Below are 13,697 nucleotides of genomic sequence, written 5' to 3'. Positions count from 1 at the left end.
AAATGCTGATCCCCCGCAGGGTCAAGCACCGCAAGCAGCACCACCCCAAGCGCCGCGGTATGGCCAAGGGTGGTACGACGGTTGCGTTCGGCGAGTACGGCATTCAGGCCATGACTCCGGCGTACGTGACCAACCGCCAGATCGAGGCGGCTCGTATCGCGATGACCCGCCACATCAAGCGTGGCGGCAAGGTCTGGATCAACATCTACCCGGACCGCCCGCTGACGAAGAAGCCTGCCGAGACCCGCATGGGTTCCGGTAAGGGTTCCCCGGAGTGGTGGGTCGCGAACGTGCACCCGGGCCGGGTCATGTTCGAGCTGTCCTACCCGAACGAGAAGATCGCACGTGAGGCTCTGACTCGCGCGGCTCACAAGCTGCCGATGAAGTGCCGGATCGTCAAGCGCGAGGCAGGTGAAGCGTGATGTCGGCCGGTACCAAGGCGTCCGAGCTGCGCGAGCTGGGCAACGAGGAGCTTGTTGCCAAGCTCCGCGAGGCCAAGGAAGAGCTGTTCAACCTCCGCTTCCAGGCGGCGACGGGCCAGCTCGAGAACCACGGCCGGCTGAAGGCCGTCCGCAAGGACATCGCGCGGATCTACACCCTGATGCGTGAGCGCGAGCTGGGCATCGAGACGGTGGAGAGCGCCTGATGAGCGAGAGCAACGTGACTGAGAACAAGACCGCCGAGCGCGGGTTCCGCAAGACCCGTGAGGGTCTGGTCGTCAGCGACAAGATGGACAAGACCGTCGTCGTCGCCGTCGAGGACCGCGTCAAGCACGCGCTGTACGGCAAGGTCATCCGCCGTACGAACAAGCTCAAGGCGCACGACGAGCAGAACGCCGCGGGTGTCGGCGACCGCGTCCTCCTCATGGAGACCCGGCCGCTGTCCGCGACGAAGCGCTGGCGCGTCGTCGAGATCCTCGAGAAGGCCAAGTAATTACTTGAAGGGGTAACCCTTCGAGTTCGTTCCGCCAGGCTCGGCAGGGGCCGTACCTCTTCGGAGGGAAGCCCCTGCCGGGAACCGGCAGACAAACAGGAGATAGACGTGATCCAGCAGGAGTCGCGACTTCGCGTCGCCGACAACACTGGTGCCAAGGAGATCCTTTGCATCCGTGTTCTCGGTGGCTCGGGTCGCCGCTACGCGGGCATCGGTGACGTCATCGTCGCCACCGTCAAGGATGCGATCCCCGGTGGCAACGTGAAGAAGGGTGACGTCGTCAAGGCGGTCATCGTTCGCACCGTCAAGGAGCGCCGCCGCCAGGACGGCTCGTACATCCGCTTCGACGAGAACGCCGCCGTCATTCTGAAGAACGACGGCGACCCTCGCGGCACCCGTATCTTCGGCCCGGTGGGCCGTGAGCTGCGCGAGAAGAAGTTCATGAAGATCATCTCGCTCGCGCCGGAGGTGCTGTAAGCATGAAGATCAAGAAGGGCGACCTGGTCCAGGTCATCACCGGTAAGGACAAGGGCAAGCAGGGCAAGGTCATCGCGGCCTTCCCCCGCGAGGACCGTGTCCTGGTCGAGGGTGTCAACCGGGTCAAGAAGCACACGAAGGCCAACCAGCCGGGCCGTGCGTCGCAGGCCGGCGGCATCGTCACCACCGAGGCCCCCATTCACGTGAGCAACGTTCAGCTCGTCGTGGAGAAGGACGGCAACAAGGTCGTGACCCGCGTCGGTTACCGCTTCGACGACGAGGGCAACAAGATCCGCGTTGCCAAGCGGACGGGTGAGGACATCTGATGGCTACCACCACCACTCCGCGTCTCAAGACGAAGTACCGCGAGGAGATCGCGGGCAAGCTGCGTGAGGAGTTCTCGTACGAGAACGTCATGCAGGTTCCCGGCCTCGTGAAGATCGTGGTCAACATGGGTGTGGGCGACGCCGCCCGCGACTCCAAGCTGATCGAGGGCGCCATTCGCGACCTCACCACGATCACCGGCCAGAAGCCGGCCGTCACCAAGGCCCGTAAGTCCATCGCGCAGTTCAAGCTGCGTGAGGGTCAGCCGATCGGTGCCCACGTCACGCTCCGTGGCGACCGCATGTGGGAGTTCCTGGACCGCACCCTGTCGCTCGCGCTGCCGCGCATCCGCGACTTCCGTGGCCTGTCCCCCAAGCAGTTCGACGGCCGTGGCAACTACACCTTCGGTCTCACGGAGCAGGTCATGTTCCACGAGATCGACCAGGACAAGATCGACCGCGTCCGGGGTATGGACATCACCGTGGTGACCACGGCGACCAACGACGCTGAGGGCCGTGCCCTTCTCCGTCACCTCGGCTTCCCGTTCAAGGAGGCGTAAGCGAGATGGCGAAGAAGGCTCTTATTGCCAAGGCTGCTCGTAAGCCCAAGTTCGGTGTGCGTGCGTACACCCGCTGCCAGCGCTGCGGCCGCCCGCACTCCGTGTACCGCAAGTTCGGCCTGTGCCGCGTGTGCCTTCGTGAGATGGCTCACCGTGGCGAGCTGCCGGGCGTGACCAAGAGCTCCTGGTAATCCCCGTATTCACGGGAATTACCGGAGGCTCTCGGTAAGCAACGGGTCGGCGGGGCCCACCTCCACATGCCGTAGGCTTGTGGGGTTGGGCGCCCGCCGCCCTGATCGACTTACTACGCCGTAGGTCCCCGCGCCGCACCCGTCCCGCCCATGTGTGGGGAGAGGGATGGCGCATACAGGAAACCCCGGCGAGAGAGGCCGAAGGCCAATTCATGACCATGACTGATCCGATCGCAGACATGCTTACGCGTCTGCGGAACGCGAACTCGGCGTACCACGACTCCGTGACGATGCCGCACAGCAAGATCAAGTCGCACATTGCGGAGATCCTCCAGCAGGAGGGCTTCATCACGGGCTGGCGTGTCGAGGATGCCGAGGTCGGCAAGAACCTCGTCCTCGAGCTGAAGTTCGGCCCGAACCGTGAGCGCTCCATCGCGGGCATCAAGCGGATCTCCAAGCCCGGTCTCCGGGTGTACGCGAAGTCCACCAACCTGCCGAAGGTGCTCGGCGGCCTGGGCGTGGCCATCATCTCCACGTCGCACGGGCTCCTCACCGACAAGCAGGCGCAGAAGAAGGGCGTGGGTGGGGAAGTCCTCGCCTACGTCTGGTAGTCGGGAAAGGGAGGAGACACAGCAATGTCGCGTATCGGCAAGCTCCCCATCCCGGTTCCCGCCGGCGTGGATGTCACCATCGATGGCCGTACGGTTCAGGTGAAGGGCCCCAAGGGCACCCTGACCCACACCGTTGCCGCGCCGATCGAGATCGCGAAGGGTGAGGACGGCGTTCTCAGCGTCACCCGCCCCAACGACGAGCGTCAGAACAAGGCCCTCCACGGCCTGTCCCGCACGCTGGTGGCGAACATGATCACCGGTGTGACCCAGGGATACACCAAGGCGCTCGAGATCAGCGGTGTCGGTTACCGCGTTGCCGCGAAGGGCTCCAACCTGGAGTTCCAGCTCGGCTACAGCCACCCGATCCTGGTGGAGGCCCCCGAGGGCATCTCCTTCAAGGTCGAGTCGCCGACCAAGTTCTCGGTCGAGGGCATCGACAAGCAGAAGGTCGGCGAGGTCGCCGCGAACATCCGCAAGCTGCGCAAGCCCGACCCGTACAAGGCCAAGGGCGTGAAGTACGCGGGCGAGGTCATCCGCCGCAAGGTCGGAAAGGCTGGTAAGTAAGCCATGGCATACGGCGTGAAGATTGCCAAGGGCAAGGCCTACAAGGGCGCTTCCCTGAAGCGTCGCCACATCCGCATCCGCAAGAAGATCTCGGGTACGCCGGCGCGTCCGCGTCTGGTCGTCACCCGGTCCAACCGCGGCATTACGGCTCAGGTCATCGACGACCTCGCGGGTCACACCCTCGCGTCGGCGTCCACCCTGGACTCGTCCATCCGCGGCGGCGAAGGCGACAAGTCGGCGAAGGCGAAGCAGGTCGGCCAGCTCGTGGCCGAGCGTGCCAAGGCCGCCGGTGTCGAGGCTGTCGTGTTCGACCGTGGCGGCAACCAGTACGCCGGGCGCATCGCCGCCCTGGCGGACGCCGCCCGCGAAGCCGGCCTGAAGTTCTGAGCCGGTTCCGTAGCTCAGCGGAAAACGAAGAGAGGTAATTCCAATGGCTGGACCCCAGCGCCGCGGAAGCGGTGCCGGTGGCGGCGAGCGGCGGGACCGGAAGGGCCGTGACGGCGGCGCAGCTGCCGCCGAGAAGACCGCTTACGTTGAGCGCGTTGTCGCGATCAACCGTGTCGCCAAGGTTGTGAAGGGTGGTCGTCGCTTCAGCTTCACCGCGCTGGTCGTGGTGGGCGACGGTGACGGCACCGTGGGTGTCGGTTACGGCAAGGCCAAGGAGGTGCCGGCCGCCATCGCCAAGGGTGTTGAGGAGGCCAAGAAGCACTTCTTCAAGGTCCCCCGTATCCAGGGCACCATCCCGCACCCGATCACGGGCGAGAAGGCTGCGGGCGTCGTCCTGCTCAAGCCGGCTTCCCCCGGTACCGGCGTTATCGCCGGTGGCCCGGTGCGTGCCGTGCTCGAGTGCGCCGGCGTTCACGACATCCTGTCGAAGTCGCTCGGCTCGTCCAACGCGATCAACATCGTTCACGCGACCGTGGCGGCCCTGAAGGGTCTGCAGCGTCCCGAGGAGATCGCGGCTCGCCGTGGTCTGCCGCTCGAGGATGTCGCCCCCGCGGCTCTGCTGCGTGCGCGTGCCGGTGCGGGAGCGGGTGCGTAATGGCTCGCCTCAAGATCACGCAGACGAAGTCGTACATCGGCAGCAAGCAGAACCACCGTGACACGCTGCGTTCGCTTGGCCTGAAGAGGGTCAACGACGTGGTCGTCAAGGAGGACCGCCCCGAGTTCCGCGGCATGGTGCACACCGTCCGCCACCTCGTGACGGTTGAGGAGGTCGACTGATCATGGCGGAGAACAACCCGCTCAAGATCCACAACCTCCGTCCCGCCCCGGGCGCCAAGACCGCCAAGACCCGTGTCGGTCGTGGTGAGGCGTCGAAGGGTAAGACGGCCGGTCGTGGTACCAAGGGTACGAAGGCCCGCTACCAGGTTCCGGAGCGCTTCGAGGGTGGGCAGATGCCCCTCCACATGCGCCTTCCGAAGCTGAAGGGCTTCAAGAACCCGTTCCGCACCGAGTACCAGGTCGTGAACCTGGACAAGCTGGCCGCGCTCTACCCGCAGGGTGGCGAGGTCACGGTGGCCGATCTGGTCGCCAAGGGTGCGGTGCGCAAGAACAGCCTCGTCAAGGTCCTGGGCCAGGGCGAGATCTCCGTGGCGCTGCAGGTTTCGGTTGACGCCGTCTCCGGCTCCGCCAAGGAGAAGATCGCCGCCGCCGGCGGCACGGTCACCGAGCTCGTCTGAGCTTCGGTCTGACAGAACAGAGCCTGGCCGGTGCCCCTCGTGGGCGCCGGCCAGGCTTTCTTCATGCATGGTGACAGGTGATCAGGCCGCTGCCTCGAAACCCCGGGCCTTGAGACAGGCCTGAAGTCGGCTTTCGACGTTGAGCTTGGCCAGCACCTGAGTCACATACATCTTCACCGTGGTTTCCTTGATTCCGAGGGCCTTTGCAATTCGATGATTGCTCAGACCGCCGGAAAGGAGATCGAGCACCTCCTGCTCCCGAGTGGTCAGCTGCGGGAACCGGATGCGGTAGTCGATTAATTCCTCAGTCATGTTCTGAGGGAAATAGGTGAATCCTGCCAGGACGCTGGACAAGGCGCGATCGAAGTCCTCGCGAGTTGCGCTGGAAGGCAGGAACCCGTAGAGCCCGACCGAAACGTTGGGTGGATTTATTCGGGTGCTGGTCGAGTCCCCGAACGTGATGATTCGGCATCCGCCGGTCAGTGCCTGCAGTCGGGCGAAGGTGTGCTGCTCGCCGTCGGGCAGGCTGGAGGGGCCGAGCAGGATGACGTCCGGTGTGCTGTGTGTGGCTGCGCTGTAGAGGCCGGAACCCGTGCTGGTGCTGATCGCTGTCACGTACGAGAATTGCTCGACGATCTGCTGAATTCCGAGAGTGCGGGTCAAGTCATCGTCGACGACAAGGGCGTGGGCACTCTTCTCAGTGGTCATTTCCCCCGCTTAGTTATCGATTCCGGGGGCGGAATGTCGCGCCCTCGTTCCCGCCCCGAGTGATCGCTGATGATTGCGAGTGTAACCGACGGCACCGTGGCGACGTAGGGGGTTGAAGCGGTATCTGAGATTCCGTTTCACTTGCTCTCAGAAAAGCCGAAAGCCGACCCCTTCCGCACCCTCGGCGGGTGATGAAGAGGCCGGCTCGTCCTGCTGCCGCGGGGACCGATCAGGCGGATCCTGCCGTGGGCCGGCATGTCTGCCACCCGTCGCGCCATTCCGGCAGGGCGGCGGCGTGACTGATTCTCGAGTGGTCGATGACAGAGCCGATCGAGCCGTCCGGCCCTTTGATCTCGACCACTCTGTCGGGATATGGACCGCCGTTGTCCGTGTACTTCGTGGTGACGAGACCTGCTGTGCTCACCCAGCTGGTCGCGCCCCCCGGCGCCTTCTTCGCGCCGGGCGGGACGGAGTCGGGCCCGAAGAGTTCGGTGACGATCACCTCGAGGCTGTCCGGTCTCGGCGCCGGGGTCGGCTCCGATGTCGTACTGCACGAGTCCCAGTTCCGGACGGTGATCGAGTCGGGGTGTTCTGCCTCCCAGAGGCGCTCCTCCGTCACCCTTCCCTCTGTCGTGATGACGAACCGGAGGGTGCTGACCGCGTCGGCCCTGTGCTCGGCGTAGATGTCGACCTGGCGCGTGGCCGTCATGGACCCTGTGGGATCCAGCCGTGCCACTTCCTTGAACCCGATGAGGGTGACAGTCGATTCGGTGCCGGTGCGCCGTCCGGCGTCCGGGGCGTCCGGGGCTCCCGGATTGGTGATGACGACGACGGCGGCCGTCGTCGCGGCAGCCCCTGCGAGGGCCGCCCAGATTCGCTTCCTCATGATGATCCGGTCCTGATCGGTCCGCTCGGCAGCAGGCCGGGGTCGTTCATCCAGCCATGAACGACCCCGGTGCATCTGATGAGATGGGGTCAGCCGAGAGAGGCGTCAGCAGCTGAAGCGGCGCTCCGGGCCCCAGCCACGGCCGACGCGCGGCTCCTCGCCGGTGCTGCCGCCGCGAACGGTGCCGTACATGCGGTAGGTGAACGTGCCCTTGCCCTGGCACTTCCACTGGAGGATCCGGGTGGAGCGGTTGCCCGCCCAGCTCGCGCTGGAGAGGCCGGACCAGCCGTGCCAGCGGTGGTACTGCAGCGTGGCGCTGAGGGCGAAGCCACTGCAGTTGTTCAGGGTCGAGTAGGTGCCCCGAGCGTGGTCGCTCCTGCCCACGCGCGCGATGTTCTCCTTCCAGGGCTTGCCCAGCTTGAGGGTGCACGTCGCGGCGGCCGCCATGGGCGCGGCAGCGGTGCTCTTCGCGCTGACCAGGACGGCGCTGCTCTCCGCCGGCGCGGGCGCGGACTCCGCCGCCGTGGCGCCGGTAGCCCCGAACAGCAGGGCGGCGCTCGCCGCGGTCGCAACGGTCAATGACTTCTTCATGGGTGGTTCCCCCGGGTGGTCGGCTGCAACGAACGGTTCCGGCCACACCGGAACCGCGCGATCAGTCTTCTGGGGGTGGCATCCCGTGTCATCACGTCCCTTGGTCGGCAGCGCCCCCGACGAAAGTCGGATGCCCGGGCCCACGGGTCGCCCTGGGCGAACGGGCCGCTGACGTGCCTCGGTGACGTTTCACGCTCGCCGTGCGGCCGGGTATGGTAGCCGCTGTTAGGATTCCCGGCAGTCTGCGCTCGTGCGTGGGGCTGCCGTGTTCTGTACCTGCTCACTTACCAACCGTCACCCTCACGCGCGTAACGCGGGGGTCGCAGGAGGCACCGTGCTCACCGCGTTCGCCCGGGCGTTCAAGACGCCCGACCTGCGCAAGAAGCTGCTCTTCACGCTCGGCATCATCGTGCTGTACCGGATCGGAGCACACATTCCGGTCCCCGGTGTCAGCTATGAGAACGTCCAGATCTGTGTCGACCAGGCATCGAAGGGCAACAACCTCCTGGGTCTGGTCAATCTGTTCAGTGGCGGTGCCCTGCTGCAGATCACGATCTTTGCGCTCGGCATCATGCCGTACATCACCGCGAGCATCATCCTGCAGTTGCTGACCGTGGTCATCCCGCGTCTGGAGGCCCTCAAGAAGGAGGGTCAGGCCGGCACGGCCAAGATCACGCAGTACACGCGTTACCTCACGGTCGCGCTGGCCGTGCTCCAGGGCACCGGCCTGGTGGCCACTGCCCGCAGCGGCGCTCTGTTCTCCGGCTGCCCGGTCGCGACCGAGATCGTTCCGGATCAGTCGATCTTCGTGACCGCCACCATGGTCATCACCATGACCGCCGGTACGGGCGTCGTCATGTGGCTCGGTGAGCTGATCACCGACCGCGGCATCGGCAACGGCATGTCCATCCTGATGTTCATCTCCATCGCCGCCGGTTTCCCCGGCGCGCTGTGGGCCATCAAGGAGAGCGGCAAGCTCGCCAAGGGCTGGATCGAGTTCGGCACGGTCATCCTGATCGGCTTCGTGATGGTCGCCCTCGTCGTCTTCGTCGAGCAGGCCCAGCGCCGGATCCCCGTGCAGTACGCGAAGCGGATGATCGGCCGCAGGTCCTACGGCGGTACGTCCACCTACATCCCGCTGAAGGTGAACCAGGCGGGTGTGATTCCCGTCATCTTCGCGTCGTCGCTGCTCTACATCCCGGCGCTCGTCGCCCAGTTCTCCAGCTCGAACGCGGGCTGGAAGACGTGGATCGAAACCCACTTCCGTACCGGTGACCACCCCTATTACATCGTCACCTACTTCCTCCTGATCGTTTTCTTCGCCTTCTTCTACGTGGCCATCTCGTTCAACCCCGAGGAAGTCGCGGACAACATGAAGAAGTATGGTGGCTTCATCCCGGGTATCCGGGCTGGTCGACCTACCGCCGAGTACCTGAGCTACGTGCTCAACCGGATCACCTGGCCGGGCTCGCTGTACCTGGGTCTGATCGCTCTTGTGCCGACGATGGCGTTGGCAGGCTTCGGTGGTGCCAACCAGAACTTCCCGTTCGGTGGCACGAGCATCCTCATCATCGTGGGTGTCGGTCTCGAGACCGTGAAGCAGATCGAGAGCCAGCTCCAGCAGCGCAATTACGAAGGGTTCCTCCGCTGATGCGAATCGTCCTCGTCGGACCGCCCGGTGCCGGCAAGGGAACGCAGGCCGCGTTCCTTGCCAAGAACCTGTCGATCCCGCACATCTCCACGGGCGACCTCTTCCGGGCCAACATCAGCCAGGGCACGGAACTGGGCAGGAAGGCCAAGGCGTACATGGACGCCGGGGACCTCGTGCCCGACGAGATCACCGTCGGGATGGCCAAGGACCGCATGGAGCAGCCGGATGCGGAGAACGGCTTCCTGCTGGACGGCTTCCCGCGCAACGTCTCGCAGGCCGAGGCCCTGGACGAGATGCTGACCACCGAGTCCATGAAGCTCGACGCGGTCCTGGACCTGGAGGTCCCCGAGGACGAGGTCGTGAAGCGGATCGCCGGGCGCCGGCTGTGCCGCAACGAGGACAAGCACGTCTTCCACGTCTCGTACAGCCCGCCGAAGCAGGAGGGCGTCTGCGACATCTGCGGCGGCGAGCTCTACCAGCGCGACGACGACTCCGAGGAGACCGTGCGTCGGCGGCTCGAGGTCTACCACACGCAGACCGAGCCGATCATCGACTACTACAAGGCCCAGGGCCTGGTGGTCACCATCTCCGCGCTCGGCAAGGTCACGGACGTGACCGAGCGGGCGATGGAGGCTCTCCGTACCGACCGGGCCGCGCAGGCCTGAGCCGTACGCTTCACCTCTCGGCCGCGGCGCCCTCACAGGGCGTCGCGGCCGATGTGCTGAGGTGGCGCAACGTGCCCGGCCCACCACGGCCGTATCGTGGTACGAGGCGCTCACCACAATGATGTGGGCGCCTCGCCGTGCCCGGCGGGCCGCCCACACGCCGGCAACCCGAACCACTGGTCCTAGAAAGGCGTCAGCCGTCATGGTGCAGATCAAGACCCCCGAGCAGATCGCGAAGATGCGCGAGGCGGGACTGGTCGTCGCCGCCATCCATGCGGCGACCCGTGCGGAGGCGGTCCCCGGCGCCACCACGAAGGATCTGGACGAGGTCGCCCGCAAGGTGATCGCCGACCACGGCGCCAAGTCGAACTTCCTCGGGTACGGCGGCTTCCCCGCCACCATCTGCACCTCGGTGAACGAGGTCGTCGTCCACGGCATCCCCGACGAGAAGACCGTCCTCAAGGACGGCGACATCATCTCCATCGACGCAGGCGCCATCGTCGACGGCTGGCACGGCGACGCGGCGTACACGGCGTTCGTGGGCGACGGTCACGCACCGGAGCTGATCGAGCTCTCCCGGGTGACCGAGGAGTCCATGTGGGCCGGTATCGCCGCGATGAAGAACGGCAACCGGCTGGTCGACATCTCCCGCGCCATCGAGACGTACATCCGCCGCCAGCCGAAGCCCGGCGGCGGGAAGTACGGGATCATCGAGGACTACGGCGGCCACGGCATCGGCACCGAGATGCACATGGACCCCCACCTGCTGAACTACGTCACCCGCAAGCGTGGCAAGGGCCCGAAGCTGGTCCCCGGCTTCTGCCTGGCCATCGAGCCGATGGTGTCCCTCGGCACCGCGCACACCGAGGTCCTCTCGGACGACTGGACCGTCATCACGACGGACGGCACGTGGTCCTCCCACTGGGAGCACTCGGTGGCGCTGACGGAGGAGGGCCCGCTGGTGCTGACCGCGGTGGACGGGGGCAAGGCGAAGCTGGCCGAGCTGGGCGTCACGGCGGCTCCGGATCCCCTCGCATGATGATCTGTCCTGCCGGGCAAACTCCCCGGATTCGTCTTTTCCCGGGGGCCTGACGTAGACTGATGCGTCGGCTCTCGTGCACCCGTGTGTCTGCATACGGAGGCGAAAGTCGATCAAGGTAGCCGATTCGAAGGGCAAAGAGTGGCCAAGAAGCAAGGTGCCATCGAAATTGAGGGCACCGTGATCGAGTCCCTGCCGAACGCCATGTTCAAGGTGGAGCTCCAGAACGGTCACAAGGTCCTCGCGCACATCTCCGGCAAGATGCGGATGCACTACATCCGTATCCTCCCGGACGACCGGGTCGTCGTGGAGCTGTCTCCGTACGACCTGACGCGTGGCCGGATCGTCTACCGGTACAAGTAGATCTTGCCTTCACCCCTCCCGTGGGGTGGTGGCACTGACCCGGAGAACCTCACATCCCATGAAGGTCAAGCCGAGCGTCAAGAAGATCTGCGACAAGTGCAAGGTGATCCGCCGTCACGGCCGGGTCATGGTCATCTGCGACAACCTGCGCCACAAGCAGCGCCAGGGCTGACGCACGACCTCCTGCATTTCGCAGTTACTTCGCGCGACGCGAGCAATACATGTAGATACGCAGAGCCCGCCCAGCCCGCAAGGGTCGGCGGCACCTCCGGCGGGGGCCGGGGACCCGGACGTACCACCCTCTCCTTCGGGAGCGGTCGGCGGTCGGGAGTGGTTCTGCGGAAGACCCCCGAACACCACAGGAGCCATTGAATGGCACGCGTTTCCGGTGTTGACATCCCGCGCGACAAGCGTGTGGAGGTCGCACTCACCTACGTTTTCGGCATCGGCCGCACCCTGGCGAAGGAGACCCTCGCCGCGACCGGTGTGAACCCGAACACCCGCGTTCGTGACCTGGCCGAAGAGGACCTGGTCAAGATCCGCGAGTACGTGGACGCCAACCTCAAGACCGAGGGTGACCTCCGCCGCGAGATCCAGGCCGACATCCGCCGCAAGGTCGAGATCGGCTGCTACCAGGGTCTGCGCCACCGCCGTGGTCTGCCGGTCCACGGTCAGCGCACCAGCACGAACGCTCGCACCCGCAAGGGCCCGCGTCGCGCCATCGCCGGTAAGAAGAAGCCGGGCAAGAAGTAGTCCTCAGCAGGACGCTCATCAGCGGTCTTCGCTGTAGGACCGACCACCTCCACGGGAGAAATACATGCCCCCCAAGGGACGCCAGGGCGCTGCCAAGAAGGTGCGCCGCAAGGAAAAGAAGAACGTCGCGCACGGCCACGCGCACATCAAGAGCACGTTCAACAACACGATCGTGTCCATCACGGACCCGACCGGCAACGTGATCTCCTGGGCCTCCGCCGGCCACGTCGGCTTCAAGGGCTCGCGCAAGTCCACCCCGTTCGCCGCGCAGATGGCCGCCGAGTCGGCCGCTCGCCGCGCGCAGGAGCACGGCATGCGCAAGGTCGACGTCTTCGTCAAGGGTCCGGGCTCCGGCCGTGAGACCGCGATCCGCTCCCTCCAGGCCACGGGCCTCGAGGTCGGTTCGATCCAGGACGTCACCCCCACCCCGCACAACGGCTGCCGTCCGCCCAAGCGCCGCCGCGTCTGACTCGTCGCGCTTGACCTGAGGCTTCGGGCGGTACGGCTCCTTCGGGCCGTGCCGCCCGTACCCTTGCAGTACGCAGTACTCCGTCGGACGTCAAATAGTGGGCGTCCACGACTGAAGGAAAAACACCATGCTGATCGCTCAGCGTCCTTCGCTGACCGAAGAGGTTGTTGACGAGTACCGCTCGCGGTTCGTCATCGAGCCGCTGGAGCCCGGCTTCGGCTACACGCTCGGCAACTCTCTGCGCCGTACGCTCCTCTCCTCGATCCCGGGCGCTGCCGTCACGTCCATCCGGATCGACGGTGTCCTGCACGAGTTCACCACCGTGCCGGGCGTCAAGGAGGACGTCACCGACCTCATCCTGAACATCAAGCAGCTGGTCGTCTCCTCGGAGCACGACGAGCCGGTCGTGATGTACCTGCGCAAGCAGGGTCCGGGTCTGGTCACCGCCGCCGACATCGCGCCCCCGGCCGGTGTCGAGGTCCACAACCCCGACCTGGTCCTGGCCACCCTGAACGGCAAGGGCAAGCTGGAGATGGAGCTGACCGTCGAGCGCGGTCGCGGCTACGTCTCCGCCGTGCAGAACAAGCAGGTGGGCCAGGAGATCGGCCGTATCCCGGTCGACTCCATCTACTCGCCGGTGCTCAAGGTCACGTACAAGGTCGAGGCGACCCGCGTCGAGCAGCGCACCGACTTCGACAAGTTGATCGTCGACGTCGAGACCAAGCAGGCCATGCGTCCGCGTGACGCCATGGCGTCGGCCGGCAAGACCCTGGTCGAGCTGTTCGGTCTGGCGCGCGAGCTCAACATCGACGCCGAGGGCATCGACATGGGCCCGTCCCCGACGGACGCGGCCCTGGCCGCCGACCTGGCGCTGCCGATCGAGGAGCTGGAGCTCACGGTCCGCTCGTACAACTGCCTCAAGCGCGAGGGCATCCACTCCGTGGGTGAGCTCGTCGCCCGCTCCGAGGCCGACCTGCTCGACATCCGCAACTTCGGTGCGAAGTCGATCGACGAGGTCAAGGCGAAGCTGGCCGGCATGGGCCTGGCCCTCAAGGACAGCCCGCCCGGATTCGACCCGACCGCCGCTGCCGACGCCTTCGGCGCCGACGACGACGCGGACGCCGGGTTCGTCGAGACCGAGCAGTACTAAGAGAATTACGGGGGCGCGGGTTCCGGCCCGCGCCTCTCGTACGCCCTCCCGCGACCGCGGCGAGGGAACTGACACCGGTAC

Annotated in this window: 24 protein-coding genes; 21 read left to right on the top strand and 3 right to left on the bottom strand. The window is 65.9% G+C overall.

Annotation, left to right across the window (positions count from 1 at the left end; translation table 11 throughout):
- Positions 1-2: 2 nt before the first annotated feature.
- From rplP to rplO, 13 genes are all read left to right on the top strand, one after another.
- Positions 3-422, top strand: coding sequence for a 50S ribosomal protein L16 (rplP, locus tag ACWCXB_RS17985; protein WP_005313579.1), 420 nt, complete (start codon positions 3-5; stop codon positions 420-422).
- The gene (gene rpmC, locus ACWCXB_RS17980) at positions 422-646 is read left to right on the top strand and encodes a 50S ribosomal protein L29 (protein WP_017949657.1); all 225 of its coding nucleotides are present in this window, start codon (positions 422-424) and stop codon (positions 644-646) included. Before rplP ends, rpmC begins: the two co-directional genes overlap by 1 nt.
- Positions 646-933, top strand: a complete 288-nt coding sequence (gene rpsQ / locus ACWCXB_RS17975) for a 30S ribosomal protein S17 (protein ID WP_262006829.1) — start codon at positions 646-648, stop codon at positions 931-933. Before rpmC ends, rpsQ begins: the two co-directional genes overlap by 1 nt.
- 108 nt (positions 934-1,041) lie before the next feature.
- A complete protein-coding gene (gene rplN / locus ACWCXB_RS17970; RefSeq protein WP_003956455.1) occupies positions 1,042-1,410 on the top strand; it encodes a 50S ribosomal protein L14 in 369 nt (122 codons plus the stop codon).
- 2 nt (positions 1,411-1,412) lie between these two features.
- On the top strand, positions 1,413-1,736 hold the full coding sequence (gene rplX, locus ACWCXB_RS17965; protein WP_105868304.1) for a 50S ribosomal protein L24: 324 nt from the start codon (positions 1,413-1,415) through the stop codon (positions 1,734-1,736).
- Positions 1,736-2,293, top strand: a complete 558-nt coding sequence (gene rplE, locus ACWCXB_RS17960) for a 50S ribosomal protein L5 (protein WP_019329632.1) — start codon at positions 1,736-1,738, stop codon at positions 2,291-2,293. Before rplX ends, rplE begins: the two co-directional genes overlap by 1 nt.
- Positions 2,294-2,298: 5 nt before the next feature.
- Complete coding sequence (locus ACWCXB_RS17955; protein ID WP_003956452.1) at positions 2,299-2,484, top strand: type Z 30S ribosomal protein S14; 186 nt, start codon at positions 2,299-2,301, stop codon at positions 2,482-2,484.
- Between the two features lie 212 nt (positions 2,485-2,696).
- Positions 2,697-3,095 carry a 30S ribosomal protein S8 gene (gene rpsH, locus ACWCXB_RS17950; RefSeq protein ID WP_450723877.1) on the top strand — a complete coding sequence of 133 codons (399 nt, stop codon included), beginning with the start codon at positions 2,697-2,699 and terminating at the stop codon, positions 3,093-3,095.
- Between the two features lie 24 nt (positions 3,096-3,119).
- Positions 3,120-3,659: a 50S ribosomal protein L6 gene (rplF, locus tag ACWCXB_RS17945; RefSeq protein WP_450723875.1), complete on the top strand. Its 540-nt coding sequence runs from the start codon at positions 3,120-3,122 to the stop codon at positions 3,657-3,659.
- A 3-nt stretch (positions 3,660-3,662) separates the two neighbouring features.
- Positions 3,663-4,046 (top strand): 50S ribosomal protein L18, encoded by a 384-nt coding sequence (rplR, locus tag ACWCXB_RS17940; protein WP_336547169.1) that lies wholly within the window; start codon positions 3,663-3,665, stop codon positions 4,044-4,046.
- Between the two features lie 43 nt (positions 4,047-4,089).
- A complete protein-coding gene (gene rpsE / locus ACWCXB_RS17935; protein ID WP_242329302.1) occupies positions 4,090-4,701 on the top strand; it encodes a 30S ribosomal protein S5 in 612 nt (203 codons plus the stop codon).
- The gene (gene rpmD / locus ACWCXB_RS17930) at positions 4,701-4,883 is read left to right on the top strand and encodes a 50S ribosomal protein L30 (RefSeq protein WP_071273185.1); all 183 of its coding nucleotides are present in this window, start codon (positions 4,701-4,703) and stop codon (positions 4,881-4,883) included. Before rpsE ends, rpmD begins: the two co-directional genes overlap by 1 nt.
- A 2-nt stretch (positions 4,884-4,885) precedes the next feature.
- Positions 4,886-5,341 carry a 50S ribosomal protein L15 gene (gene rplO, locus ACWCXB_RS17925; protein ID WP_351226540.1) on the top strand — a complete coding sequence of 152 codons (456 nt, stop codon included), beginning with the start codon at positions 4,886-4,888 and terminating at the stop codon, positions 5,339-5,341.
- A gap of 81 nt (positions 5,342-5,422) precedes the next feature.
- Here rplO and ACWCXB_RS17920 read toward each other — a convergent pair whose 3' ends face one another.
- From ACWCXB_RS17920 to ACWCXB_RS17910, 3 genes are all read right to left on the bottom strand, one after another.
- A complete protein-coding gene (locus tag ACWCXB_RS17920) occupies positions 5,423-6,049 on the bottom strand; it encodes a LuxR C-terminal-related transcriptional regulator (RefSeq protein ID WP_450723873.1) in 627 nt (208 codons plus the stop codon).
- Positions 6,050-6,278: 229 nt separating this feature from the next.
- Positions 6,279-6,935, bottom strand: coding sequence for a hypothetical protein (locus tag ACWCXB_RS17915; protein WP_450723871.1), 657 nt, complete (start codon positions 6,933-6,935; stop codon positions 6,279-6,281).
- A gap of 105 nt (positions 6,936-7,040) precedes the next feature.
- Complete coding sequence (locus ACWCXB_RS17910; protein WP_450723869.1) at positions 7,041-7,526, bottom strand: hypothetical protein; 486 nt, start codon at positions 7,524-7,526, stop codon at positions 7,041-7,043.
- Between the two features lie 334 nt (positions 7,527-7,860).
- Here ACWCXB_RS17910 and secY point away from each other — a divergent pair, with 334 nt between their 5' ends.
- From secY to ACWCXB_RS17870, 8 genes are all read left to right on the top strand, one after another.
- Positions 7,861-9,177 (top strand): preprotein translocase subunit SecY, encoded by a 1,317-nt coding sequence (gene secY, locus ACWCXB_RS17905; protein WP_450723867.1) that lies wholly within the window; start codon positions 7,861-7,863, stop codon positions 9,175-9,177.
- The gene (locus ACWCXB_RS17900) at positions 9,177-9,842 is read left to right on the top strand and encodes an adenylate kinase (RefSeq protein ID WP_450723865.1); all 666 of its coding nucleotides are present in this window, start codon (positions 9,177-9,179) and stop codon (positions 9,840-9,842) included. The genes secY and ACWCXB_RS17900 overlap by 1 nt, the downstream gene beginning before the upstream one ends.
- 202 nt (positions 9,843-10,044) lie before the next feature.
- Positions 10,045-10,881, top strand: a complete 837-nt coding sequence (gene map, locus ACWCXB_RS17895) for a type I methionyl aminopeptidase (RefSeq protein ID WP_450723863.1) — start codon at positions 10,045-10,047, stop codon at positions 10,879-10,881.
- Positions 10,882-11,022: 141 nt separating this feature from the next.
- The gene (gene infA / locus ACWCXB_RS17890) at positions 11,023-11,244 is read left to right on the top strand and encodes a translation initiation factor IF-1 (protein WP_003956442.1); all 222 of its coding nucleotides are present in this window, start codon (positions 11,023-11,025) and stop codon (positions 11,242-11,244) included.
- A 58-nt stretch (positions 11,245-11,302) separates the two neighbouring features.
- Positions 11,303-11,416, top strand: a complete 114-nt coding sequence (gene rpmJ, locus ACWCXB_RS17885) for a 50S ribosomal protein L36 (protein WP_003956441.1) — start codon at positions 11,303-11,305, stop codon at positions 11,414-11,416.
- 200 nt (positions 11,417-11,616) lie between these two features.
- On the top strand, positions 11,617-11,997 hold the full coding sequence (gene rpsM / locus ACWCXB_RS17880; RefSeq protein WP_093656368.1) for a 30S ribosomal protein S13: 381 nt from the start codon (positions 11,617-11,619) through the stop codon (positions 11,995-11,997).
- A 64-nt stretch (positions 11,998-12,061) separates the two neighbouring features.
- Positions 12,062-12,466: a 30S ribosomal protein S11 gene (rpsK, locus tag ACWCXB_RS17875; RefSeq protein WP_003948617.1), complete on the top strand. Its 405-nt coding sequence runs from the start codon at positions 12,062-12,064 to the stop codon at positions 12,464-12,466.
- A gap of 127 nt (positions 12,467-12,593) precedes the next feature.
- Positions 12,594-13,616, top strand: coding sequence for a DNA-directed RNA polymerase subunit alpha (locus ACWCXB_RS17870; protein ID WP_003956430.1), 1,023 nt, complete (start codon positions 12,594-12,596; stop codon positions 13,614-13,616).
- Positions 13,617-13,697: the final 81 nt, after the last annotated feature.

This window comes from Streptomyces sp. NPDC001514, from assembly GCF_053597075.1.
This window is presented reverse-complemented; position numbering and strand designations above follow the sequence as displayed.